20 protein-coding genes are annotated in these 20,447 nt (G+C 67.9%); 4 read left to right on the top strand and 16 right to left on the bottom strand.

Annotated elements, in window-relative coordinates:
- Positions 1-10: 10 nt before the first annotated feature.
- The 10 genes from AC3A6Y_RS21950 to AC3A6Y_RS21905 form a co-directional block, all read right to left on the bottom strand.
- A complete protein-coding gene (locus AC3A6Y_RS21950; RefSeq protein WP_487870336.1) occupies positions 11-892 on the bottom strand; it encodes a biotin-independent malonate decarboxylase subunit beta in 882 nt (293 codons plus the stop codon).
- Positions 889-1,221 (bottom strand): malonate decarboxylase acyl carrier protein, encoded by a 333-nt coding sequence (gene mdcC, locus AC3A6Y_RS21945; RefSeq protein ID WP_487870335.1) that lies wholly within the window; start codon positions 1,219-1,221, stop codon positions 889-891. Before mdcC ends, AC3A6Y_RS21950 begins: the two co-directional genes overlap by 4 nt.
- A gap of 14 nt (positions 1,222-1,235) precedes the next feature.
- Positions 1,236-2,918: a malonate decarboxylase subunit alpha gene (gene mdcA / locus AC3A6Y_RS21940; protein ID WP_487870334.1), complete on the bottom strand. Its 1,683-nt coding sequence runs from the start codon at positions 2,916-2,918 to the stop codon at positions 1,236-1,238.
- A gap of 49 nt (positions 2,919-2,967) precedes the next feature.
- Positions 2,968-4,341, bottom strand: coding sequence for an SLC13 family permease (locus AC3A6Y_RS21935; protein WP_487870333.1), 1,374 nt, complete (start codon positions 4,339-4,341; stop codon positions 2,968-2,970).
- Positions 4,342-4,498: 157 nt separating this feature from the next.
- On the bottom strand, positions 4,499-5,413 hold the full coding sequence (locus tag AC3A6Y_RS21930) for a LysR family transcriptional regulator (protein ID WP_487870332.1): 915 nt from the start codon (positions 5,411-5,413) through the stop codon (positions 4,499-4,501).
- Between the two features lie 167 nt (positions 5,414-5,580).
- On the bottom strand, positions 5,581-6,606 hold the full coding sequence (locus AC3A6Y_RS21925) for a Bug family tripartite tricarboxylate transporter substrate binding protein (RefSeq protein WP_487870331.1): 1,026 nt from the start codon (positions 6,604-6,606) through the stop codon (positions 5,581-5,583).
- 32 nt (positions 6,607-6,638) lie between these two features.
- A complete protein-coding gene (locus AC3A6Y_RS21920; protein WP_487870330.1) occupies positions 6,639-7,682 on the bottom strand; it encodes a membrane dipeptidase in 1,044 nt (347 codons plus the stop codon).
- Between the two features lie 31 nt (positions 7,683-7,713).
- A complete protein-coding gene (locus AC3A6Y_RS21915) occupies positions 7,714-8,895 on the bottom strand; it encodes an NAD(P)/FAD-dependent oxidoreductase (RefSeq protein ID WP_487870329.1) in 1,182 nt (393 codons plus the stop codon).
- Positions 8,888-10,279 (bottom strand): FAD/NAD(P)-dependent oxidoreductase, encoded by a 1,392-nt coding sequence (locus AC3A6Y_RS21910; protein ID WP_487870328.1) that lies wholly within the window; start codon positions 10,277-10,279, stop codon positions 8,888-8,890. The genes AC3A6Y_RS21915 and AC3A6Y_RS21910 overlap by 8 nt, the downstream gene beginning before the upstream one ends.
- The gene (locus AC3A6Y_RS21905) at positions 10,261-10,572 is read right to left on the bottom strand and encodes a (2Fe-2S)-binding protein (protein ID WP_487870327.1); all 312 of its coding nucleotides are present in this window, start codon (positions 10,570-10,572) and stop codon (positions 10,261-10,263) included. The genes AC3A6Y_RS21910 and AC3A6Y_RS21905 overlap by 19 nt, the downstream gene beginning before the upstream one ends.
- A gap of 20 nt (positions 10,573-10,592) precedes the next feature.
- Here AC3A6Y_RS21905 and AC3A6Y_RS21900 point away from each other — a divergent pair, with 20 nt between their 5' ends.
- Entirely contained in the window at positions 10,593-11,585 is a 993-nt protein-coding gene (locus AC3A6Y_RS21900; protein ID WP_487870326.1) for a LysR family transcriptional regulator, read from the top strand.
- Positions 11,586-11,664: 79 nt separating this feature from the next.
- Here the strand turns inward: AC3A6Y_RS21900 and AC3A6Y_RS21895 are convergent, their stop codons facing one another.
- Together AC3A6Y_RS21895 and AC3A6Y_RS21890 are read right to left on the bottom strand one after the other, a co-directional pair.
- Positions 11,665-12,072: a RidA family protein gene (locus tag AC3A6Y_RS21895; RefSeq protein WP_487870325.1), complete on the bottom strand. Its 408-nt coding sequence runs from the start codon at positions 12,070-12,072 to the stop codon at positions 11,665-11,667.
- 58 nt (positions 12,073-12,130) lie between these two features.
- Positions 12,131-12,760 (bottom strand): helix-turn-helix transcriptional regulator, encoded by a 630-nt coding sequence (locus tag AC3A6Y_RS21890; RefSeq protein WP_487870324.1) that lies wholly within the window; start codon positions 12,758-12,760, stop codon positions 12,131-12,133.
- Between the two features lie 470 nt (positions 12,761-13,230).
- Between AC3A6Y_RS21890 and AC3A6Y_RS21885 the strand changes: the two genes are divergently transcribed.
- The 3 genes from AC3A6Y_RS21885 to AC3A6Y_RS21875 are packed head-to-tail and all read left to right on the top strand — an operon-like array spanning position 13,231 to position 16,424.
- Positions 13,231-14,397: an acyl-CoA dehydrogenase family protein gene (locus AC3A6Y_RS21885; RefSeq protein WP_487870323.1), complete on the top strand. Its 1,167-nt coding sequence runs from the start codon at positions 13,231-13,233 to the stop codon at positions 14,395-14,397.
- A gap of 1 nt (position 14,398) precedes the next feature.
- Positions 14,399-15,580, top strand: a complete 1,182-nt coding sequence (locus AC3A6Y_RS21880) for a CaiB/BaiF CoA transferase family protein (protein WP_487870322.1) — start codon at positions 14,399-14,401, stop codon at positions 15,578-15,580.
- 1 nt (position 15,581) lies between these two features.
- Positions 15,582-16,424 carry an HpcH/HpaI aldolase/citrate lyase family protein gene (locus AC3A6Y_RS21875; RefSeq protein WP_487870321.1) on the top strand — a complete coding sequence of 281 codons (843 nt, stop codon included), beginning with the start codon at positions 15,582-15,584 and terminating at the stop codon, positions 16,422-16,424.
- A gap of 57 nt (positions 16,425-16,481) precedes the next feature.
- Here AC3A6Y_RS21875 and AC3A6Y_RS21870 read toward each other — a convergent pair whose 3' ends face one another.
- From AC3A6Y_RS21870 to AC3A6Y_RS21855, 4 genes are read right to left on the bottom strand one after another with little or no spacing between them, the layout of a single operon-like run.
- Complete coding sequence (locus AC3A6Y_RS21870) at positions 16,482-17,285, bottom strand: alpha/beta hydrolase (protein WP_487870320.1); 804 nt, start codon at positions 17,283-17,285, stop codon at positions 16,482-16,484.
- 4 nt (positions 17,286-17,289) lie between these two features.
- On the bottom strand, positions 17,290-18,273 hold the full coding sequence (locus AC3A6Y_RS21865; RefSeq protein WP_487870319.1) for a Bug family tripartite tricarboxylate transporter substrate binding protein: 984 nt from the start codon (positions 18,271-18,273) through the stop codon (positions 17,290-17,292).
- Positions 18,270-18,722 carry a cupin domain-containing protein gene (locus AC3A6Y_RS21860; protein ID WP_487870318.1) on the bottom strand — a complete coding sequence of 151 codons (453 nt, stop codon included), beginning with the start codon at positions 18,720-18,722 and terminating at the stop codon, positions 18,270-18,272. The genes AC3A6Y_RS21865 and AC3A6Y_RS21860 overlap by 4 nt, the downstream gene beginning before the upstream one ends.
- Positions 18,712-20,442, bottom strand: a complete 1,731-nt coding sequence (locus AC3A6Y_RS21855; RefSeq protein WP_487870317.1) for an alkaline phosphatase family protein — start codon at positions 20,440-20,442, stop codon at positions 18,712-18,714. The genes AC3A6Y_RS21860 and AC3A6Y_RS21855 overlap by 11 nt, the downstream gene beginning before the upstream one ends.
- Positions 20,443-20,447 lie beyond the last annotated feature (5 nt).

The following is a 20,447-nucleotide window of genomic DNA, read 5'->3' as shown; positions in this document are numbered from 1 at the left end:
TGAACGCTCCTCAACGGATGGTGCGCAGCGCGCGCACGGCTTCGACCGGAAGGTCAGGGACCTGTTGCGCATCGGCGATGCCGAGCGCGCTCCAGAGCAGGGTGGCTTCGTCGCGGCCCGCGGTATCGGAAGGCAATGCGCGCAGGCGAGCACTCAGCAGCGCGTGTTCTTCCTCCAGCGCCGCCAGCGTCAGCGGCCTGGAGGCGTCGAGCGCCGCGACAGCCGCTGCGCGAAAGTCCGCGACGTCGTCTTCGACCAGCGCGTCGCAGTCGCCGGTCAGCCAGCGGTGCTTGCCGCCGGTGGTTCGCCACACCAGCGCGCGGTCGCGCGAATCGAATTCGTCCACCCCGTGGGAAGACTCGATCACCTCCGGCCCCGACATCGCAAGCCGCCCGACGTCGCTCATCACGATGTGATCGGCACAACGCGCCACGATGCCCATGCCGCCGAAGCAGCCGTTGGCGCCGCCGATCAGCACGATCACGGGGATGCCGGCCGCGCGCACATCGAGAAGCGCCCGCATCACTTCGGACACGGCGATCAGCCCCGCATTGGCCTCGTGCAGGCGCACGCCCCCCGATTCGGCCAGCAGCAGCACGGCCGCCGGGCGGTCGCGCAAGGCACGCTGCATCAAGCCCACCAGCTTGGCGCCGTGCACCTCGCCGACGCCGCCCCCCATGAAGCCGCCCTCCTGCGCGGCGACGAAGACGCTGCGGCCGTCGAGCGTCGCACGGCCGATCGCCACGCCGTCGTCGAAGGCGTAGGGAACGCCGAGCTGCGCCAGGTGCGGGCTGGTGACCCGCTCGGCAGGCGGCAGCCATTCGTGGAAACTGCCGGGGTCGAGCAGCAGCGCCAGCCGCTCGCGCGCGGAGCATTCGGCAAAGCTGATCATGGCTGCCCTCCAGTGATCTCGGCCACCGCCTGGTCGAGCCGCAGGCTCACGACCGCGGGCGTGGCGCCCATGTCGTTGATCGAGACGCGCACGCCGGCCAGCGGATGGCGGGCGTGGAAGTCGTCCATCACGGCCTGCCAGATCGGCCCGAAGCCGCGCGCCGAAGTCTCGACGCGCACCGCGCAGTCGCTGCCCTCGGCCGGCTCGAGCAGGACTTCGAGATTGCCGGAGCCGACGACGCCGACCAGCACCGGCGCAAAGGCGCCGGCCGGCCGGCCGCCGGAGAATAGAAAGTCCAGGGTTTCGAGCCCTGCGGGAACGTCGCTCATGGTCGGATCTCCTGCTACCAGTTTCTGAAGCGCTTGGGCGGCTGGTACAGCCCGCCCGAGGCGCGCACCAGGTCGCGCATGCTGCGTGCGGCCAGCAGGTTGCGCGTGGCCTGGCGGGGGTCGATGCCGAGGTCCTGCGGACGGCGGATCACGCCGCGGTCGCGCAGGTTCTCCACCGCGCGCCGGTCGCGCGCCAGGCCCACCGCGGTGTAGCCGGCCACGCCGCGGATGGCCTGCTCGCGCTCGGCGTCGCTGCGGCACAGCAGCAGGTTGGCGATGCCTTCCTCGGTGAGGATGTGCGTGACGTCGTCGCCGTAGATCATGATCGGCGGCAGGTCCATGCCGGCCTGCTCCTGCAGCGTCCAGGCATCCAGCCTGTCGACGAAGGCCGGCTGCATGTGTTCGCGGAAGGTCTCGACCATCTGCACGACCAGCTTCTGCCCGCGCGGGGTGCCGGCCGCGCCGCTGCGCCCGGCACGCGCTTCGCGCCCGGCCTTGAGCCAGGCCGGGCTGGCATGGCGCCGGCCCCGTGCATCGGCCCCCATGTTGGGCGCACCGCCGAAACCGGCGATCCGGCCCAGCGTGGCGGTCGAGCTGTTGCCGTCGAGGTCGATCTGCAAGGTCGAGCCGATGAACATGTCGCAGGCGTAGTGGCCGGCCGCCTGGCAGAAGGCGCGGTTGCTGCGCAGGCTGCCGTCGGGGCCGGTGAAGAACACGTCGGAGCGCGCGCGGATGTAGTCCTCCATGCCCAGCTCCGAGCCGAAGGAATGCACCGACTCGACCCAGCCCGCCTCGATCGCCGGGATCAACGCCGGGTGCGGGTTCAACGCCCAGTGCTTCCCGATCTTTCCCTTGAGGCCGAGCGACTCGGCATAGGTCGGCAGCAGCAGCTCGATCGCCGCGGTGTCGAAGCCGATGCCGTGGTTCAGCCGCTGCACGCCGTACTCGGCATAGATGCCCTTGATCGCCATCATCGCCATCAGCACCTGGACCTCGCTGATCTGCGCCGGGTCGCGCGTGAACAGCGGCTCGATGAAGTTGGGGCGCGGCGCCTTCACGACGAAGTTCACCCAGCCGGCCGGGATGTCGATGCGCGGCAGCGTGGTGCTTTGGCCGTCGACCCATTCGTTGACCTGGGCGATCACGATGCCGCCCGAGAACGCCGTGGCCTCGACGATGGCCGGCGTGTCTTCGGTGTTGGGGCCGGTGTAGAGATTGCCTTCGGCATCGGCCGCCTGCGCGGCGACCAGCGCGACCTTGGGCGTCAGGTCGACGAAGTAGCGCGCGAACAGTTCGAGGTAGGTGTGGATCGCGCCGATCTCGATGCGCCCGGCCGACACCAGCTTGGCCAGGCGCGCGCCCTGCGGCCCCGAGAAGCTGAAGTCCAGCCGGGCGGCCACGCCGTTCTCGAAAATGTCCAGATGCTCGGGCAGCGCCAGCACCGACTGCACCATGTGCAGGCCATGCACGCGCTGAGGATCGACCTGCACCAGCGCCTGGGCCAGGAAGTCGGCCTGCTTCTGGTTGTTGCCTTCGAGGCAGACGCGGTCGCCGGGCGAGAGCACCGCTTCGAGCAGGGTGGCGACCGCTTGCGTTTCGACGCGCTTGCCGGCCAGCCGAGGCCCGAGGGCAGCCGCCGCGCGCGCCAGCCGGGCGGCGCGGTCGTCGGCCTTGGAGGTCCAGGATCTGGAGTTCATGTCGGTCCGAAGAGCTTGCATGGAATTCAGTCGAATGGGAGGCGCCGTCTCACAGCACCACGAAGAGCAGCCACACCACCACGGGGGCGACAAGGGTCACGATCGCGCCGTACACCATCAGCTGCCGGAAGAACACGTCGCGGTCCACGCCCTTGGCATTGGCAAGCACCAGTGCGCCGTTGGTGGAGAACGGACTGACGTCGACGATGGTCGAGGACACGGCCATCGCCGCGATGAAGCCGATCGCGCTCACGCCGCCGTCGCCCTGCAGGAACGGCACCGCGAGGGGGATCAGCGAGCCGAGCACCGCGGTCGACGAGGCGAAGGCCGAGACCACGGCACCGACGAAGCACAAGAGCAGCGCGGCCATCATGGGCGAGGTGAGGCTCGCCACGCTGTGGCCGACGAAATCGATCGTGCCCATCTTGTCCATCACGCCCACGTAGGTGCTGACGCCGACGATCAGCATGATCTCCGGCCACGACACCTGGCCCAGCGCGCGCTTCTGCAGATTGGGCGCCATCAGCGTCAGCACGAGGCCGATGGTGATCGAGACGAAGCCGATGTCCTGCTTGAAGAACAGCGTCAGCACAGCCAGCGCCAGCAGACCCAGCACGGTGGCGAGCTGGTAGAGGCGCGAACCCTGGTCGGGCGCGACCGCCGGCGCCGCGTCCATGAGCGACTCGCCGGCTGCCGTCGTGACGCGCCGCTCTTCCGCGAGCGATTCGGCCTCGGCGCCGCCGAACACCTGCGCGCCGCCCTGTGCATGCGCCGTGCGGCGCGTCGGCGGCACCGCGCCGGTCACGTCGGCCTTCTGGCGCAGCAGCTTCATCCCGCCCATGAGAAAGAACAGCAGCAGCGACACGGACAGGTTGACGCCCAGGCTTGCCAGCATCGTCGCGAGCTCGTTGAGCGGCAGGCCGGCCTTGGCGACGATCTTGTTGGTGATGCCGCCGTAGATGCTGATCGGTGAGAAGCCGCCGCCCTGCGCGCCGTGCACCACCATCAGCCCCATGAGCAGGGGATTGATGCCGTACTTGGCGGCAAAGCCCAGCGCGATCGGCGCGATGATGGCCACCGCCGCCGGGCTGACCGCACCGACCGCCGTGAGCAGCGCGGCGATGAAGAACATGATCCAGGGGATGGCCGCGATGCGCCCGCGCACGGCGCGCACCGCCAGCCTGACCAGCCAGTCGATGGTGCCGTTGTTCTGCGCCAGCGCGAACAGGTAGGTGATGCCGACCAGGGTGAGAAACAGGTCGGCCGGAAAGCCGCCCATGATGGCCTTGGCGTTCATGCCGGCCACCAGCGTGCCGACCAGGAAGGCGCCGACGAAGGCGATCACGCCCATGTTGATCGGCAGCACGGTGGCCAGCACGAACATGCCGACCAGCGCATAGATCGAAATCCAGTGAGAACTCATCGAGGCGTCTCCGTTTTTTGGTGCGACGTGCAGTGCTTGCGCGTCTGGGTACGGACAGTACGCACCCCCTCCGGGACGATCAATGAAGCGCTGCGGTCGACCTTTACGCCTTCTGAAACGATCGAGGGTTAACCCCAATCGGATCGCCGTTGGGCACTCAGCCGAGTTCGGCCTTGGCCAGGCGGCACACCGACAGCAGCGCGAGCAGGTTGGGATCGCGCTCGCGCGTGCGCAGAAAATTGAGCGCGATGGTCTGGCGCATCAGGTACCTGGGCTGAAGCGGGATCAGCTGCACGTTCTGCGGCATGACGCCGCGCACCCGGCCCGGCAGCAGCGTGTAGCCCACGCCGCCGCTGACCAGGTTCATGAGCGAGAAGATGTCGTCGGTCTTCATCACCACGTCGGGGGTGAAGCCGGCGATGCGAAAGGTGTCGACGAAGCCGCTGTAGGTGACGAAGCCCTCGCTCAGGCTGACGAAACGCTCGCCGGCGCAGGTGGCGAGGTCGATCTCCTTCTGCGTGGAGTAAGGAGAGCCCACGGGTGCGGCGAACTGGATGTCGTCCTCGAACAATGGCTCCGATTCGACATCCGACGCCTCCTCGGGGATCGCCATGAGCGCGGCATCGACGGCGCCATCGCGCAGCTTCTGCAGCAGGTGGGCATTGGAGCCGAGCACGAGCTCGGTGTGCAGCTCCGGCTTGCGCAGCTTCATGCCCATGATCAGCTGCGGCACCGTGCGGCTCGTCAGGGAATAGAGCGAGCCGATGCGGATCCGATCGGCCGAGTAGCCGGCGACTTCTCGCGTGGTGTGGATGCCCTTGGACATCGTGCGCAGCACCTCGCGGGCCACCTCGGCCAGTGCCTGCGCGGCTTCGGTCGGATGCAGATTGCGGCCTTCGTGCCGGAACAAGGCACAGCGCAAACCCGTCTCCAGCGCATGCAAGGCGCGATGCACGCTGACGGCACTGATGTCGAGCTTCTCGGCCGTGCGAGCGAGGTTGCCGGTCTCCAGGAAGGCCAGCAGGATCTCGAGCCTGCGGAATGTGATCTCTTCGTCGACGTGGAGGTGCATGAGACGGGCCGGGGTTCATGCGCATCGTAAGCGAGTCCCGCGTGGCGCTGCACCGGAAGCTCACGCGAAATCGACCGATTCGACGCCTCGCCCATGAGGGCGCGTGCAAACAGATCCGGTGGTGTGGGCGCATCGGCGGCGCGTGAGACTCGCTCCCCTGCCACGAGCTAGACGGTGATCTGGGCTTCCTTCACCATGACTCTCCACCGGTCGACCTCCTGCTTCATGAACGTGTTCACCTGCTGGAGCGACATGTCGGGCATCAACGGTGTTCCCTGTTCCTCGAACTGTCTTGCCAGGACGACATTCTTTCGGCCCGCCGCGATGGCTTCATGCAGGCGGCTCACGGTGTCCGCGGGTGTGCCGGCGGGTGCCCAGAGACCGCTCCAGGTGGTGGTGTCCAGTTCCTCGTGCAGCATCTCGCTCAAAGTCGGGATCTCGGGTGCGACCGAGAGGCGCTTGCTGCCGGTGGCGGCCAGGGCGCGCAGGCGGCCGGCGCGCACGAGCGGACCGACGACGGACCAGGGATCGACCGCGAAGGTGAGACGGCCCGCCGCGACCTCCGCCATGACGCCCTGCGACCCCTGCTTGAACGGCACGTGCAGGAGGTTGGGAACGCCCAGGCGGTTGGCGATCAGCTTGCAGGTGATGTGGCTGTTCGCGCCCACCCCGTTGGAGCCGTAGCTGTGTCGATCCGGAGCGGCCTTGACGCGGGCGGCGAGGTCCTGCAATGAACGGATGTCGCTGTCGCCACCGACCACCAGGAGGGTCGGCACGGTGGTCGTCACCGCCACGGGAAGGAAGTCGCGAGTCGGCTGGTAGGCGAGGTCCTGATAGATCAGCGGCGCGATCGCCCAGGTGGTGGCCGTGCTGTAGAGGAGCGTGTAGCCATCGGGCGTCGATCGTGCGACCGCCGTGGCGCCGATGTTGCCCCCGGCCCCCGCGCGGTTGTCGACGATCACCGAGGCGCCGCCCAACTGCCTGCCGATCACGTCGCCCCAGCTCCGCGCGGCGATGTCCGTGCTGCTGCCGGGGGCGAAGGGGACGATCAGCTTGATGGTGCGGCTGGGATAGCGATCCTGCGCCATCGTGCGGGCGGGCCCGAGCACACCGCCTGCCGCCAGCGGCAGGCTGGCCAGGGCGCCCAGGAATCCTCTGCGCGTGGACTGCGCGGATGTGTCGGTGATGCTCATGGGAGGGGCTCCGGTGGATGGCGGGGCGCGGATCAGCCGCAGAATTTCCGCATGGCGCGCAGCCAGCTGCCGCCGAGAAGCGCCGTGACCTCGCTTTCCGAATAGCCGCGGTCGAACAGGCCCTGCGTGAGGTTCGGCAGCTTGCGAACCGACTCGATGCCGATCGGGTAGGACTGGCGTCCGAACGCCGACAGGGAACCGAAGATGTCCGGACGGCGGGTGCGCCAGGTCACGACGCTGGGCGGGGCGACCACGGTCGCGGACTCCTGGAAGGACTCGACATAGTCCATGCCGATGCCGACGTGGTCGACCCCGACCAGCTTCACGTAGTGGTCGATGTGGTCGAGCAGGTCGTCCAGCGTCGGGGTGTCGTCGGACAGCGATTGCGGCAGGCCGCACACGCCGACCATGCCGCCCTTGGCGGCCATCGCCTTGACCGTGGCGTCGGTGGTGTTGCGGCCATTGGGGCGCAACTGGTCGCTGTTCGAGTGCGTGCAGACCGGAGCCCGCGACAGCGCGGTGGCCTCGGCACGGGTGCGGTGGCCGCAGTGCGACAGGTCCAGCATCAGCGGCAGCGTGTTCGCCAGTGCGATCAGCTCTTCGCCGAGATAGGTCAGGCCGGCGTCGCGCTTCTCGCCGCAGCCGTCTCCGAGCGCATTGGAGGTGGTGTAGGCCAGGCCGAGGAAACGCAGGCCCAGGCGAGTCATGGTTTCAAGGCGCCAGAACTGGTCCGGGTCCTCGATCATGCTCGCGCCCTGCGTGCCGATCACGATGCCGAGCTTGCCTTTTTTCTTGGCGGCGACCACCTCGTCGGCCGTGGTGCACAGCGCCAGAAGGGGGCTCTTGTCGATCTTGCTCAGGTAGCGCTCGAAGTTGTGCAGGGTCTTGTCCCAGTTCTCCTCCAGCGCGAAGGTGACGTTGGCGGCGTTGACCCCGCCTTCGAGGCAGCGACGGGTGAACTTCTCGTCGAGCACATACGAAATCGCGAGGCCGTCGAAGACCAGGCTGCTCTGGTGGACGCGGCGGGCGCGCTCGTCGACGACGAGCTCTTCTGCGGGATGGGCGGTCACGGACATTGGAAATCTCCAGGAACTGTGGGTGATGGATTCAGGCGGTCGCGGATGCAGGAGCCCGAGGGGTGGAAAGAGCGAGGCCGCGGGGCGCCGCGAATCGCTGGATATGGAAGGGGTCTATCGGCGTCGTGGTCGCGCCGGTATCGATGAGTTCGGCCATCACGTCGCCGACGCCGGGGCCGAGCTGAAAGCCATGGCCGCAGAAACCGAAGGCGTAGTACAGGCCGCTGACCCGGCCGCTCGGGCCCATGACCGGGAGCTCGTCGCGCATGTAGCCCTCGATGCCGCTCCAGGTGCGAAGCACCTGCAGCTTGCCCAGGACCGGCGCCAGGCGCCGGAGCTCGCGCAGCTGCCGCAGGACGTTCTCCGGCAGCACATAGGCGCGCTTGAGGTCCGGGTAGGCCGGTCCTCGCAAGCCTCCGCCGAACACGATGTTTCCGCGCTTGACCTGGCGGAAGTAGACGACCTCGTGCGCCACCTTGGTGGAAACGCCGACGACCGGGACGATGCCGTAGGGCAGCGGCTCGGTGACGCCCATGCTGGGCCCATGCGGCGTCATCGGCACCGGCTCGCCGAAGGCAGCGGACAACTTGTCGCCCCAGGCGCCGGCGCAGATCAGTGCGGACGGTGCGCGGAAGCACCGGCCGTCGGCCGCCTGCACCCGGAAGTCCTCGCCGTCCTTGTCGACCGCCCGCACATCGCAGTTCTCGATCACCCGGGCACCGGCGCGTGCCGCGGCACGGCCGAATGCCGGTGCCGCCAACCGCGGGTTGGCATGGCCGTCGTTCGGCGAATAGGAGCCGCAGATGACCTCGCTGCCGAAGAACGGAAAGCGGCGGCGGAACGCACTGCCTCCGACCAGCTCCAGCTCCAGTCCCCAGCCGCGCGCGTCCTTGGCGTATTGCTCGACCACCGCCGCCTGCGCCTCGTCGTAGACGCCGCGCACATGGCCGGTCACGAGGAACTCGGCGTCCTCGCCCAGCAGTTCCTTCATCCGGCCCCAGATCGCCCGCGAGCGGTGGGCCAGCGGCAGCTGCGGCAGGAAGCGGCCCTGCCGGCGCACGTTCCCGAAGTTGACGCCGCTGGCCTGCTGGCCGACCAGGCCGCGTTCCAGCAGGATCACCGAGCGGCCGCGCTTGCGCAGGAAGAATGCGCTGGCGGCACCCATGAGGCCGCCGCCGACGACGATGACGTCGGCCTTCAGGTCTTCAGCCATGGGCGGCCCCGCCATTCTCGAGGGCCGCCATCGGCAGCGGCTTCACCGGTCCCTGTCCGCGCAGCCGGCCGACCATTTCGATCGGCACGCCAGCGGCGTGCGCCACGACCTCGGCGGCCGCGTGGCCGCAGAAGCGCCCCTGGCAGCGGCCCATGCCGACCCGGCTGAAGGCCTTGGCCCGGTTCATCTCGCTGCCGCCCATCTCGTGGACCACGCGGCGCAGTTCACCGGCCGTGATCGTTTCACAGCGGCAGACGACCGCCGAATCGGGCAGGGCCGCCGCTTGGGCATGCGGCCAGGGAAAGGCCTGGATCAGGCCGCGCCGAAAGCGATCCATCTTGACCAGCGTGCGTCGCAGCGCCGGCATCGGGTCCGGGGCGACGGGCTGGCCCAGATCGGACAGCACGGCCAGCGCTGCCAGGCGGCCGCTCGCTTCGGCACCGTCGGCGCCCAGAATGCGGGCCCCATCGCCGGCCAGGTAGACCCCGGGGGTCGTGCTGCGCCCGTCCGCGTCGATCTTCGGCAGCCATTGGCGCGACGCGGCGTCGAACCGGAATTCGCAGCGGGCCAGATCGGCAAGCTGGCTTTCCGCGCGCAGGTGGTAGCCCAAGGCCACGGCGTCGCAATCGAATGTCCGTTCCCTGCCGTGCGCATCCAGCACCGTGACGCCCTGGACGCCGGTTGCCGCCGCACCGGTGATGCGCAAGGGCGTGATGCCGCCGTGCACCGCGACGCCGGCCTTGCGCAGAATGCGGTCCAGCGCCATGCCCTTGAGCAGCAAGCCGGGCCGCGCGGCAAGCGCAGGCAAGGCGCGGACTCGCTGCGAAAACCGCGAGGTGTCGAGCACGGCGAGGACCGTGGCGCCGGCCTGGACATACTGCGACGCGACCAGGTACAGCAGCGGTCCGGTCCCCATGAACACGATGTGCCGTCCGATCGCGCAGGCCTGCGATTTCAGCGCAATCTGCGATGCACCCAGGCTGTAGCAGCCGGCGAGGTTCCAGCCCTCGACCGGCATCAGCCGGTCGGTGGCGCCGCTGCACACGACCAGCGCGTCGAACGGCAAGGCGGCCGTCCGGTTGCCGTCATGCACCACGTGCAGCTGCCGGGCCGTGACGTGCCAGGCCAGCGTTTCGGGCCGATAGTCCACCTTGGCGCGGATGGCCTCGAAACTGCGGTGCAGGTCTTGCGCCTTGGTGGCCTCGCTGCCATAGAGCTTGGCATAGGGCCGGGTAAAGCCTTCGGGCTGGCGCCGGTAGATCTGGCCACCGTCGCGCCGGCCTTCGTCGATGACGGTGGGCGACCAGCCCGCCGCCACCAGCGTCTGTGCGCAGCGCACGCCGGCCGGACCGGTGCCCACGACGATCACGCGTGGTTGGGCCATGTCGCCTCCGACGGTTCGGTGGTGACGCGCAAGCCTTCGCGCACCACCGTGGTACAGGCACGCAGCCGCTCACCCTCTTCGGTCCAGACCCAACAGTCCTGGCATGCCCCCATGAGGCAGAAACCGGAGCGCACGCCATCGCCGAACTCGGAGTGCCGCACGTGGCCGACGCTGCCCAGCAGCGCGACCAGCAGGGTGTCACCCTCGAGCGCGACCAGTGCTCTTCCGTCGGCCTCGAGCCGAACCGGCGCGCGTGCCGTTTCGGCCAGGCGGATGAAGCGTCCGGCCGTCATTCGCAGATTCCGCCGCAGCGGTGCATGAGTGGATTCATGCCGGCAATTCTGTAGAGGATGGGCCGGACACGCCAATATCGATTGTTTGGAAATACCCAACCTTTGGTTATGCTCGGCGCATGAACGCCCGCCAGCTCGAAGTGTTCCGCGCCGTCATGCGCAACCGGTCCCTGACCGCCGCCGCCGAAGCGCTGCACGTGTCCCAGCCGGCGGTGAGCAAGCTGCTGCGGCACTTCGAAACCCAGATCGGATACACCCTGTTCGAGCGCCTTGGTGGCCGCCTGGTGCCGACTGCGGAGGCCCAATTGCTCTACCGCGACGCCGACAGGATCTTTCGCGAGATCGAGGTGCTCAGGGGCTTGTCGGATCGCATCCGCGACAAGCAGGTGGGGCTGCTGCGGGTCGGCGCCAGCGCGCCGCCGACCTTCGCCTTGCTCCCTCACGCCACCGAGCGCTTCCGCCAGCGCCATCCCGGGCTGCGCGTCGTGCTGCAGACGCTGTCCGCAGAGGCGATCGACGAACACATCATGCTGGGCGACATCGATCTTGGCGTGACCATGCGCTGGTCGGACGAGGCGCAGCTGCGGTGCGAGTCCCTGGGCAAGGTGGCCATCGTGGCGCTGATGCGGCCTGACGCGCCGCTGGCGAAACGGGAGGTGGTGACACCGGCGGACCTGCTCGGGCAATCCTTGATCAGCTATGGCCCGCAAACGCCTGCGGGCAGATGGCTGGACCAGGCCTTTCAGGCGGCGGGCGTGCAGCCCCAGGTGCAGATCGAAGTGTCCCTGTCGATCGCCGCTTTGCCGCTGGTCCAGCATGGCCTCGGGATCGCCCTGGTGGACGGGCTGGTTACGTGGCGCGACTTCGGCGATGTGGTGGTGCGGCCTTTCCAGCCGCAGGTGCTCTTGGAAATCGTGCTGTCACGCAGTGCACTGCGGCCCCAGACACGGCACGGCCGCGAGTACGCGCGAGACCTGCGCGCCGCCGTCGCGGCGTTGTCACGACGCACTTGAGCGCCTCTGTCGCGGCGCGACCGTGGCGCACGTCTCGTGAAAATTCAGAGTGCCGTTCCCGGCCGCCGCCACAGGCGGATCAGCTTCCGCGTGCGGTGTCGCGTCGCACGGCGATGGCTTCGATCTCGATGAGATAGCCGTAATGCAGCGCCGGCACCGGAACCACGGCGCGGGCCGGCCGGGCCTGCCCCATGGCTTCGGCATAGACCTTGTCGAGACGGGGCCAGTTGGCCACGTCGACCACATAGGCGGTGACCTTCAGCACGTCCCCGGGACCCGAGCCGGCGGCTTCCAGCACGGCGAGTACGTTCCGCAGCGCCTGCCGTGCCTGCACTTCGAATGCGCAGTCGGCCGTGTGGGAGCCGTCCGGCCGGATGCCGAGCTGGCCCGAGACGAAGAGCAGGTCGCCGTAGCCCGCGCCGTGGCTGTAGTGACCTCCCGGAGGCGCCGTCCCGGCCGGCTCCACGATGTGAATATCCTGCGTCATGCGTGTCCTCCTTGTCGGCGGCGGCGCGAGCCGGCGCTGTCGTTCGTTGCTGAATTCGTCACTTGGCATAGCCGTACACCGAGGCGCGCGAGACGCCCAGATGGGCGGCGACCGTCTCCATGGAGCGGCGCACGTCGAGGAGGCCAGCGGCCTTCAGCTCCTGCAAGAGGGCGCGGCGGTCCTGCGCCTTCAGCGCTCGCGGGGTCGTGGCCAAGCGTCCCGCGAACCGATCGATCCGCTCGCGGATCACGTCGGCACCTGCCGGATCCAGTGACTCGCGCACGACCGAACTGCAGTCGACACGCACGAACTGGCTCATCGCGCTCTGCAGGCTGCGGAACAGAGTCAGGTCCAGGTTCATGCAGAGGGCCGCGATGTACCGGCCCGAAGAGTCCTTGATGCCGATGGACGTGCTCTTGGCTTGCCGGCCATCGGCAAACCGGTTGGCATAGTTGGGGATCACCTGCGCGACATCAGGGTCGAGGATGCGCGCCAGCCCCAACTCCGTCGCGGGGCTACCCACCTTGCGGCCAGACAAGTTGTTGTGGATGGCGAGGATGGCGTGCTTGGGATCGAGCAGGTCATGCACGACCACTTCGCAAAAGGGCGCGAATGTCGCGCCCAGTCCTTCGGCGACCTGCTTCAGTTGGTCCAGCAAGAGCCGCTGCTCCTTGGTACGGGTCTTCATGTCTTGTACAGTTTGTCCAGAAGTGAACAAAATGTCAACTCTCCCATCTGTCCGGGAACCGTAGGGCGCCGACATCAGCATCGGGCGTCGCCCGCCTACGGGCGCAGGACTTCTCCCACGCGGACTATGGCGCCTGGCCAATGGAGGGGCAGGGCATTCGATCGGACAATCACCTCACGGTTTCGGCAACACCCTGAGCGGCAATCCGAAACTGCGGGGGCCCTCCGGACGAACGAAAGTTGGCGGAGGGCCCTTCGTCGTCGACGAACCCCTGCCGAGCGAAGCCGGCCTGGTGGACGCGGGGTTTCAGGCGTGCCAGGCCGAGGTTTCGCGAATCCCGCGCCGGCCCACGGCAGCGGCCGGTGAGCAGCCTTTCGAGATTTGGAAGGCTCGCTCTCAAACTTGCGCATTGTGGTCGCGAGCGCGATGGCGGACGATGAGTCGCACCCCACTCACCTTCCCCGACGACCATGCTCGAGAAAACCGGTTCCAACAACTACCATGAAATCCGCGATGCGGTTCGGAGCCTGTGCAACCAGTTTCCGGCCGACTACCACCGCAAGATCGACGAAGCGCGTGGCTACCCCGAGGAGTTCGTCGACGCGTTGACCAAGGCCGGCTGGCTGGCGGCGCTGATTCCGCAGGAATACGGTGGCCCCGGTCTCTCGATGGCCGAAGCCTCGGTCATCATGGAAGAGATCAACCGCTCGGGCGGCAACTCCGGCGCCTGCCACGGCCAGATGTACGTGATGAACACCATCGTGTTCAGCGGCAACCCGAAGCAGAAGGAGCACTACCTGCCCAGGATCGCGGCCGGCGATCTGCGCGTTCAGTCCATGGGCGTGACCGAGCCCACCACCGGCAGCGACACCACCAAGCTCAAGACCACCGCCGTGCGCAAGGATGGCCGCTGGGTCATCAACGGCCAGAAGGTCTGGATCTCGCGCGTGCAGCACAGCGACCTGCTGATCCTTCTGGCGCGCACGACGCCGCTGGACCAGGTGCAAAAGAAGAGCGATGGCCTCTCTTGCTTCATCGTCGAGCTGGACAAGGCCATCGGCCATGGCCTCACGGTGCGCCCCATTCTGAACATGGTCAACCACGAGACCAACGAGCTGTTCTTCGACAACCTCGAAATCCCCGAGGACGCGCTGCTGGGTACCGAAGGCAAGGGCCTGAAGGTGATCTTCGACGGCCTCAACGCCGAGCGCACGCTGATCGCCTCGGAGTGCATCGGCGACGGCTACTGGTTCTTGGAGAAGGCCCGCGACTATGCGAGCGAGCGCAAGGTGTTCGGCCGGCCGATCGGCCAGAACCAGGGCATCCAGTTCCCGCTGGCCGAAGCCTTCATCGAACTCGAAGCCGCGAACCTGATGCGCTGGCGCGCCTGCGAGAAGATCGACACCCGCCAGAACGCCGGCGCCGAGGCCAACATGGCCAAGTACCTGGCCGCCAAGGCCAGCTGGGAGGCGGCCAACGCCTGCCTGCAAACGCACGGCGGCTTCGGCTTTGCCTGCGAATACGACGTGGAGCGCAAGTTCCGCGAAACGCGCCTGTACCAGGTGGCGCCCATCTCCACCAACATGATCCTGAGTCATGTGAGCGAGCATGTGCTCGGCCTGCCGCGGAGCTTCTGAGATGGCAAGACCTCTGGATGGCATCACGGTCGTGTCGCTGGAGCACGCGATCGCCGCCCCTTTCTGCACGCGCCAGCTCGCCGATCTGGGTGCGCGCGTGATCAAGGTGGAGCGCCCTGGCGCGGGCGACTTCGCCCGCAACTACGACCACCGCACGCAGGGCCTCGCCTCCCATTTCGTCTGGACCAACCGCTCGAAGGAAAGCTTCGCACTTGACCTGAAGCAGCCCGAAGCGCTGGCGGCGCTCAAGGACCTGATCGCCAAGGCCGACGTGCTGGTGCAGAACCTCGCGCCCGGCGCCGCCGCGCGAATGGGCCTGGGCTACGAGGCGTTGAGCGAGCGCCACCCCGGGCTGATCGTCTGCGACATCTCGGGCTATGGCAACGACGGCCCCTACCGCGACAAGAAGGCCTACGACCTGCTGGTGCAGAGCGAGGCCGGCTTCCTGAGCATCACCGGCACGCCGGAGGAGCCGTGCAAGGCCGGCAACTCCATCGCCGACATCGCCGCGGGCATGTATGCCTACACCAGCATCCTGGCCGCCCTGCTGCAGCGCGCACAGACCGGGCGCGGCTCGCGCATCGATGTGTCCATGCTGGAGGCGCTGGGCGAGTGGATGGGCTTTCCGATGTACTACGCCTACGAGGGACAGCCGGCGCCGCGCCGCGAGGGCGCATCGCACGCCACGATCTATCCCTATGGGCCGTTCGAGGCGGGCGACGGCAAGACCGTGATGCTGGGCCTGCAGAACGAGCGCGAGTGGAAAGCTTTCTGCGACAAGGTGCTGCTCCGGCCGGAGCTCGCCACCGATCCGCGCTTCGACCTGAACCCGAAGCGCAGCGAGCACCGCGTCGAGCTCAAGCGGATCATCCTCGAGGTCTTCGGCCAGCTCGGTGCCGAGCAGGTGATCGCCCGGCTCGAGGAGGCGCAGATCGCCAATGCCCACGTCAACACGGTCGGCGAGCTGTGGAACCATCCGCAGCTGAAGGCGCGCGATCGCTTCCGCACGATCGGCTCACCGGCGGGCGAGCTCGCCGCGCTGCTGCCGCCGGGCGTCAACAGCAGCTTCGACTACCGCATGGATGCCGTGCCGGCCGTGGGGCAGCACGGCGAGGCGATCTTGCGCGAGCTCGGGCGCAGCGAGGATCAGATCGCCTCGATGCGCACGGCTGGCGCCATCTGACATGGAGGCTTCGATTGCGCGTGCGCGCAGTTTCCTCTTCGTCCCGGCCTCGCGGCCGGAGCGCTTCGCCAAAGCCTTGCAGTCCGGCGGCGACTGCATCGTGCTCGACCTGGAGGACGCGGTGGCGCCGGACCGGAAGGCCGCGGCGCGCGACCAACTGGCCCAGAGCCTGCCCGGCTTCACCCGCGAGCAACTGCAACGCACGCTGGTACGGGTCAATGCCGCCGGCACGCCCTGGCAGCGCGACGACCTGCGGCTGCTGGCCGCCTGGATGGGGCAGGGGCTGGCCGGCGCGATGGTGCCCAAGGCCGAGGACGCCGACACGTTGCGCGAGGTGGGCGCCGCCCTGGGCGGCGGCGCGCAACTGGTGCCGCTGGTCGAATCGCTCGCGGGCCTGGACGCGGTGGACCTGCTGGCGCGCGCGCCGCAGGTGGCGCGACTCGCCTTCGGTCATCTGGACTTCCAATTGGATCTGGGGATGCGCAGCGGCCCGCAGGAGGTCGAGCTCGTGCCGGCGCGCTTCGCGCTGGTTGCCGCCTCGCGGCGCGCGCAACTGCCGGCGCCGGTCGACGGCGTCACCGTCGATACCGGCGATCGCGAACGGCAGTGGGCCGATGCGCAGCGCGCGCGCGCCTTCGGTTTCGGCGGCAAGCTGTGCATTCATCCGGCACAGATCGGTCCGGTGAACGAGACCTTCTCGCCCTCGGCCAGCGAGTTGGCATGGGCCCGGGGCGTGCTCGAAGGGGCGCGCGAGCACCAGGGCCAGCCTTTCAGCCTGGACGGCCGAATGGTCGACCTGCCGGTGATCCGGCTCGCCGAGAAGATACTGGAGCAGCAACGATGACCCACAGGCCGCCCGCGATGCGATGAACGGCCCGCCCGTTCGACGATGTTGCCGGCTTCAAAAGAACGTGCAGACCTGATCGAACAAGCGATTGCCGGGCGATGAAAATCGTCGCAGCAGGCTGAAGTGATCGGCCTTGGCCGCGATGTGCAAGGAGCTCCTGTTGCCCGCCTTGTTCCAGGCAGCGTGAAAGCGCCGGCTCTGCGCGATGAAAGCTGGCGTTTCCTCGTCGCCGACGACGACCAGCGCAGGTGGCAGTGGCGCGCGCATGCGATGGATCGGGGAGCAGGCCGCTGCGCCTGCAGCATCGAGCTGCAGCTTTGGGTTGAGCGAGGTTCCCACGAGAGGTGCCAGGTCGAAGATGCCGCTCATGGCGACAAGGCCCGCGATGTCCCGGGCATCGGACAGGACCAGCTCGGCCGCGATATGGGCACCTGCGGAGTGTCCCGACAGCACCAATGGCAGACGATGGGCATCTTCAATGGCCGTCCGCGCCCTGATCGCAGGCAGGCAGGCTTTCGCGGCCTCGATCAGTTCCGGGAGCGACACGGTCGGGCACAGCGGATAGTTGACCAACGCGACATTCAGGCCGGCAGCCGTGTAGGCCGGTGCGATGAATCGGAACGTCGACTTGTCCCGTGATTGCCAGTAGCCCGCATGGAAGTAGGCCAGCGTGCCCCTCGGCTTCCGGCGTGTCGCGAAGAAGTCGAAGGTCTGGCGCTCCAAAGGCCCGTAGCGCACATCGAGCACACAGGTCCCGGCGGCGGTGGCCGCGAGGCACTCTGCCTCGTATTCGGCGAGGAGCGAGGCGAAGCCCGAGCGCGCCTGGCCCTCGACGTACTGGAACTGAGCGTCGTCCACGCCGTCAGTCGGCCTTGAGGCCCGTGGTCTTCACGAACTGGGTCCAGCGTTGCAGTTCGCTGCGCATCAGCAAGCCGAAGTGATCCGGCGAGTTCGTGGCAGCCGCTTCCATGCCGAGTTCCGAGAGCTTGTCGCGAACACGGGGCGACAGCATGATCCTTGAGAGTTCCTCGTTCCACTTGGCGACGATGTCGCGCGGGGTGCCGGCCGGCGCCACGATGCCTTCCCATTCTTTCAGGTCGAAGCCGGCGATCCCGCTTTCGGCCATGGTGGGGACGCTCGGCAGGGCGGGCAGGCGGGACGGACTGGTCACCGCCAGAGCGCGCAGCTTGCCGGCGTTCACCAGCGGGACGGCCACCGAGGTGGTCGCGAACATGGCCGAGACGTAACCGCCGAGCAGTGCCTGAACCGCTTCGGACGGTCCCTTGAAGGGCACGTGCAGCATCTCGACCTTGGCCAGTTGCCTGAAGGACTCGCCGATCAGATGGGCCGGCGAGCCGTTGCCGCCCGAGCCATAGGTGAGTTTTCCCGGCTGCGCACGCGCAAGTTCCACCAGTTCCCGCGCGTTGCCGGCCGGCACCGAAGGCGGCACCACCAGCACGTTGTAGAGCCACACCAGGTTGGCAATCGGCACGAAGTCGGCGGTGTCGTAGGGCACCTTGCCGAACAGCGCCGGCAGCACGGTGTGCGTCAGGAACATGATGCCCACGGTGTAGCCGTCGGGCGCCGCCTTGGCCACCGCATCCATGCCGATCATCCCGGTGGCGCCGGGCCGGTTGTCGACGATGACCGGCTGCTTCCATGCCTCCTGCAGACGCTCGGCGACCACGCGGGCAAGCACATCCGGCGGGCTGCCGGGCGGCAAAGGCACGATGATCCTGATGGGCTTGGCCGGATAGCTCTGGCCCCGGGCCGGGAACGTGGCCGCGGCGAGCGCCGTGGCGCCGAGTGCTCCCAGGATGCGTCTGCGTTGAATCACGGTGTTCATGCCGCCGATGAAACGGGCGGTGCAAAGATGACGTCGTACTCGCGTGCCGCGGCCACCACTTCGGCGGGGCTGGACATGTTGTGGATGCGCCGGTAGAGCGCCTGCAGCTTGCCGGCCGGCGTGGCCCAGAAGAGGGCCGTGACGGGCTCGCCCGTGTTGTTGAAGAAGGCGTGCGGAATGCCGCGCGGCATGCGGACCAGGTCGCCTGCGCCGGCCGAGGTCTTCTTCCCCGCCAGCAGCAGGTCGATGCGACCGTCGAGTACGAAGATGTATTCGTCCTGGTACGGGTGCACGTGCGGCGGCACGAAGGTCTCCACCGGGAAGGTCGCATGCCAGGAAAAGCTGTCGTCGCTCACCTGCTTGGGCACATAGATCTGGCCGAGGATATTCCACGACACGCCGTCGATGCCGGTCTGCGCGCGCGTGATGTCGGGGGTTTCAATGTTCATGGGGAACTCTTTCGGGGTGGGCGAGGCGATCGAGCGTGGGCTTCACCAGGGGGTTGGTCGATGCGAAGCGCGGCTTGAAGCTCTTGCGTGCTTCGGCCAGGTCTTCTTCGTCCCAGTAGCCGATGAGGATGCCGCCCTCGGAGATGCGGGGCTGGATCTCCATCGTCTCGATGGCACCGTCGGGAATGGTGACGCGCTGGCGGGGCTGGCGCGCCCAGCGGAACAGTGCTTCGTGCAGGCGCTGGCGCACGGCTTCGTGTTCGGGCGCGGCGCCGAGGTCGACGAATTCGTTGGGATCGGACGCCAAGTCGAACAGCATCGGGCGGTAGCCTTCCGCCAGCACGTACTTCCAGCGGCCGTCGGAGATCATCCGCAGCCAGGCGTCGCGCGACGGCGTGCCGAGTGCGATGCGCGAATCCTGGAAGGCGTAGTCGTACTCGCAGACCACGTGCTCGCGCCAATCGGGCGGACGGTGGCCGAACAACAACGGGCGCAGCGAGCGGCCATCCATGATGTGAGGAACCGCAACGCCGCCGCAGGCGTCGAGGAATGTCGGCGCCAGGTCGACGGCCTCGACCAGCGCGTCGCAGCGCGTTCCGCGGGTCGCATCGGCGCGCGGGTCGGGATCGTAGACGATGAGGGGAGCGCGAATGATGGGCTCGTGAAACAGGTCCTTCTCGCCCATCCAGTGGTCGCCCAGGTAGTCGCCATGGTCGGAGGTGAAGACGATCATGGTCGTGTCCATCAGCCCGCGCTCTTCCAGGAAGCGGAAGAGCAGACCCAGCTGGTCGTCGATCTGCTTGATGAGTCCCATGTAGCCCGGCATCACGGCGTCGCGTACGCCTTCTCTCGAGAAGGTCCTGGACACGCGGTGCTTCATCATCGCGCCATACACCGGGTGCGGATCCCGGCGTTCGATCTCCGAGCGCACGACCGGCAAGGCATCCTCGGGCTCGTACATGCTCGCGTAGGGCTCGGGAACGATATACGGCCAGTGCGGCTTGATGTACGACAGGTGCAGGCACCAGGGCTGCTCGCCGGCCTCGGCAATGCAGTCCATCGCACGCCGGGTGATGTAGGGCGTCTCGGAGTGCTCGTCGGGCACGCGGGCCGCCCGGTTCGAATACTTCAGGAACCAGCCCGAGCGAATCCGGCCGTCGTCATCGACGGTCGAATTGGCCCAGCTCTCCCAGGGGTTGTCGCCACCCAGGCCGTGCTTGCGCAAGTAGTCGTTGTAGCTGGGGTCGGGGTCGTGGCCGGAGTACGGGTGGATGCCATCGTCACGCTCGTAAGGGTCGAAGCCGCATTCGGCGATGCGCACGCCGATCGTCGAAGCCGGGTCGATGCCGAGGCGCGACATGCCTGCCAGATCGGCACGCATGTGGGTCTTGCCGACCAGCACCGAGCGCACACCCAAGGGACGAAGGTGATCCCCGATCGTCATCTCGCCGGCCTTGAGCGGCACGAAGTTCCAGCTCGCGCCGTGCGAGTGAACGTAGCGGCCGGTGTAATAGCTCATGCGCGACGGCCCGCACACCGGCGACTGCACGTACGCGCGGTCGAAGATCATCCCGCGGGCTGCCAGCGCATCGAGGTTCGGCGTCTTCAGCGACGGATGGCCGAAGCATGACAGGTGGTCCGCGCGAAGCTGGTCGCACATGATGAAGAGGATGTTCTTGGCGCGTCGGGTCATGCCGGTGTCCTGTCGCAACGTGGTCATGCATG

It is taken from the genome of Variovorax sp. Soil_C_17 (assembly GCF_057657265.1).
The sequence above is the reverse complement of the archived record's forward strand: the minus strand, read 5'-3'. Positions and strand labels throughout refer to the sequence as shown.

Excerpts from the sequence above, each read along its gene's own strand:
- AC3A6Y_RS21895 (WP_487870325.1), bottom strand. The coding sequence starts at position 12,072 with ATGACGCAGGATATTCACATCGTGGAGCCGGCCGGGACGGCGCCTCCG.
- AC3A6Y_RS21860 (WP_487870318.1), bottom strand. The coding sequence starts at position 18,722 with ATGAACATTGAAACCCCCGACATCACGCGCGCGCAGACCGGCATCGAC.
- AC3A6Y_RS21935 (WP_487870333.1), bottom strand. The coding sequence starts at position 4,341 with ATGAGTTCTCACTGGATTTCGATCTATGCGCTGGTCGGCATGTTCGTG.
- AC3A6Y_RS21855 (WP_487870317.1), bottom strand. The coding sequence starts at position 20,442 with ATGACCACGTTGCGACAGGACACCGGCATGACCCGACGCGCCAAGAAC.
- AC3A6Y_RS21910 (WP_487870328.1), bottom strand. The coding sequence starts at position 10,279 with ATGGCCCAACCACGCGTGATCGTCGTGGGCACCGGTCCGGCCGGCGTG.
- AC3A6Y_RS21865 (WP_487870319.1), bottom strand. The coding sequence starts at position 18,273 with ATGAACACCGTGATTCAACGCAGACGCATCCTGGGAGCACTCGGCGCC.
- AC3A6Y_RS21905 (WP_487870327.1), bottom strand. The coding sequence starts at position 10,572 with ATGACGGCCGGACGCTTCATCCGCCTGGCCGAAACGGCACGCGCGCCG.
- mdcA (WP_487870334.1), bottom strand. The coding sequence starts at position 2,918 with ATGAACTCCAGATCCTGGACCTCCAAGGCCGACGACCGCGCCGCCCGG.
- AC3A6Y_RS21885 (WP_487870323.1), top strand. The coding sequence starts at position 13,231 with ATGCTCGAGAAAACCGGTTCCAACAACTACCATGAAATCCGCGATGCG.
- AC3A6Y_RS21920 (WP_487870330.1), bottom strand. The coding sequence starts at position 7,682 with ATGTCCGTGACCGCCCATCCCGCAGAAGAGCTCGTCGTCGACGAGCGC.
- AC3A6Y_RS21915 (WP_487870329.1), bottom strand. The coding sequence starts at position 8,895 with ATGGCTGAAGACCTGAAGGCCGACGTCATCGTCGTCGGCGGCGGCCTC.
- AC3A6Y_RS21890 (WP_487870324.1), bottom strand. The coding sequence starts at position 12,760 with ATGAAGACCCGTACCAAGGAGCAGCGGCTCTTGCTGGACCAACTGAAG.
- AC3A6Y_RS21880 (WP_487870322.1), top strand. The coding sequence starts at position 14,399 with ATGGCAAGACCTCTGGATGGCATCACGGTCGTGTCGCTGGAGCACGCG.
- AC3A6Y_RS21950 (WP_487870336.1), bottom strand. The coding sequence starts at position 892 with ATGATCAGCTTTGCCGAATGCTCCGCGCGCGAGCGGCTGGCGCTGCTG.
- AC3A6Y_RS21875 (WP_487870321.1), top strand. The coding sequence starts at position 15,582 with ATGGAGGCTTCGATTGCGCGTGCGCGCAGTTTCCTCTTCGTCCCGGCC.
- AC3A6Y_RS21925 (WP_487870331.1), bottom strand. The coding sequence starts at position 6,606 with ATGAGCATCACCGACACATCCGCGCAGTCCACGCGCAGAGGATTCCTG.
- AC3A6Y_RS21930 (WP_487870332.1), bottom strand. The coding sequence starts at position 5,413 with ATGCACCTCCACGTCGACGAAGAGATCACATTCCGCAGGCTCGAGATC.
- mdcC (WP_487870335.1), bottom strand. The coding sequence starts at position 1,221 with ATGAGCGACGTTCCCGCAGGGCTCGAAACCCTGGACTTTCTATTCTCC.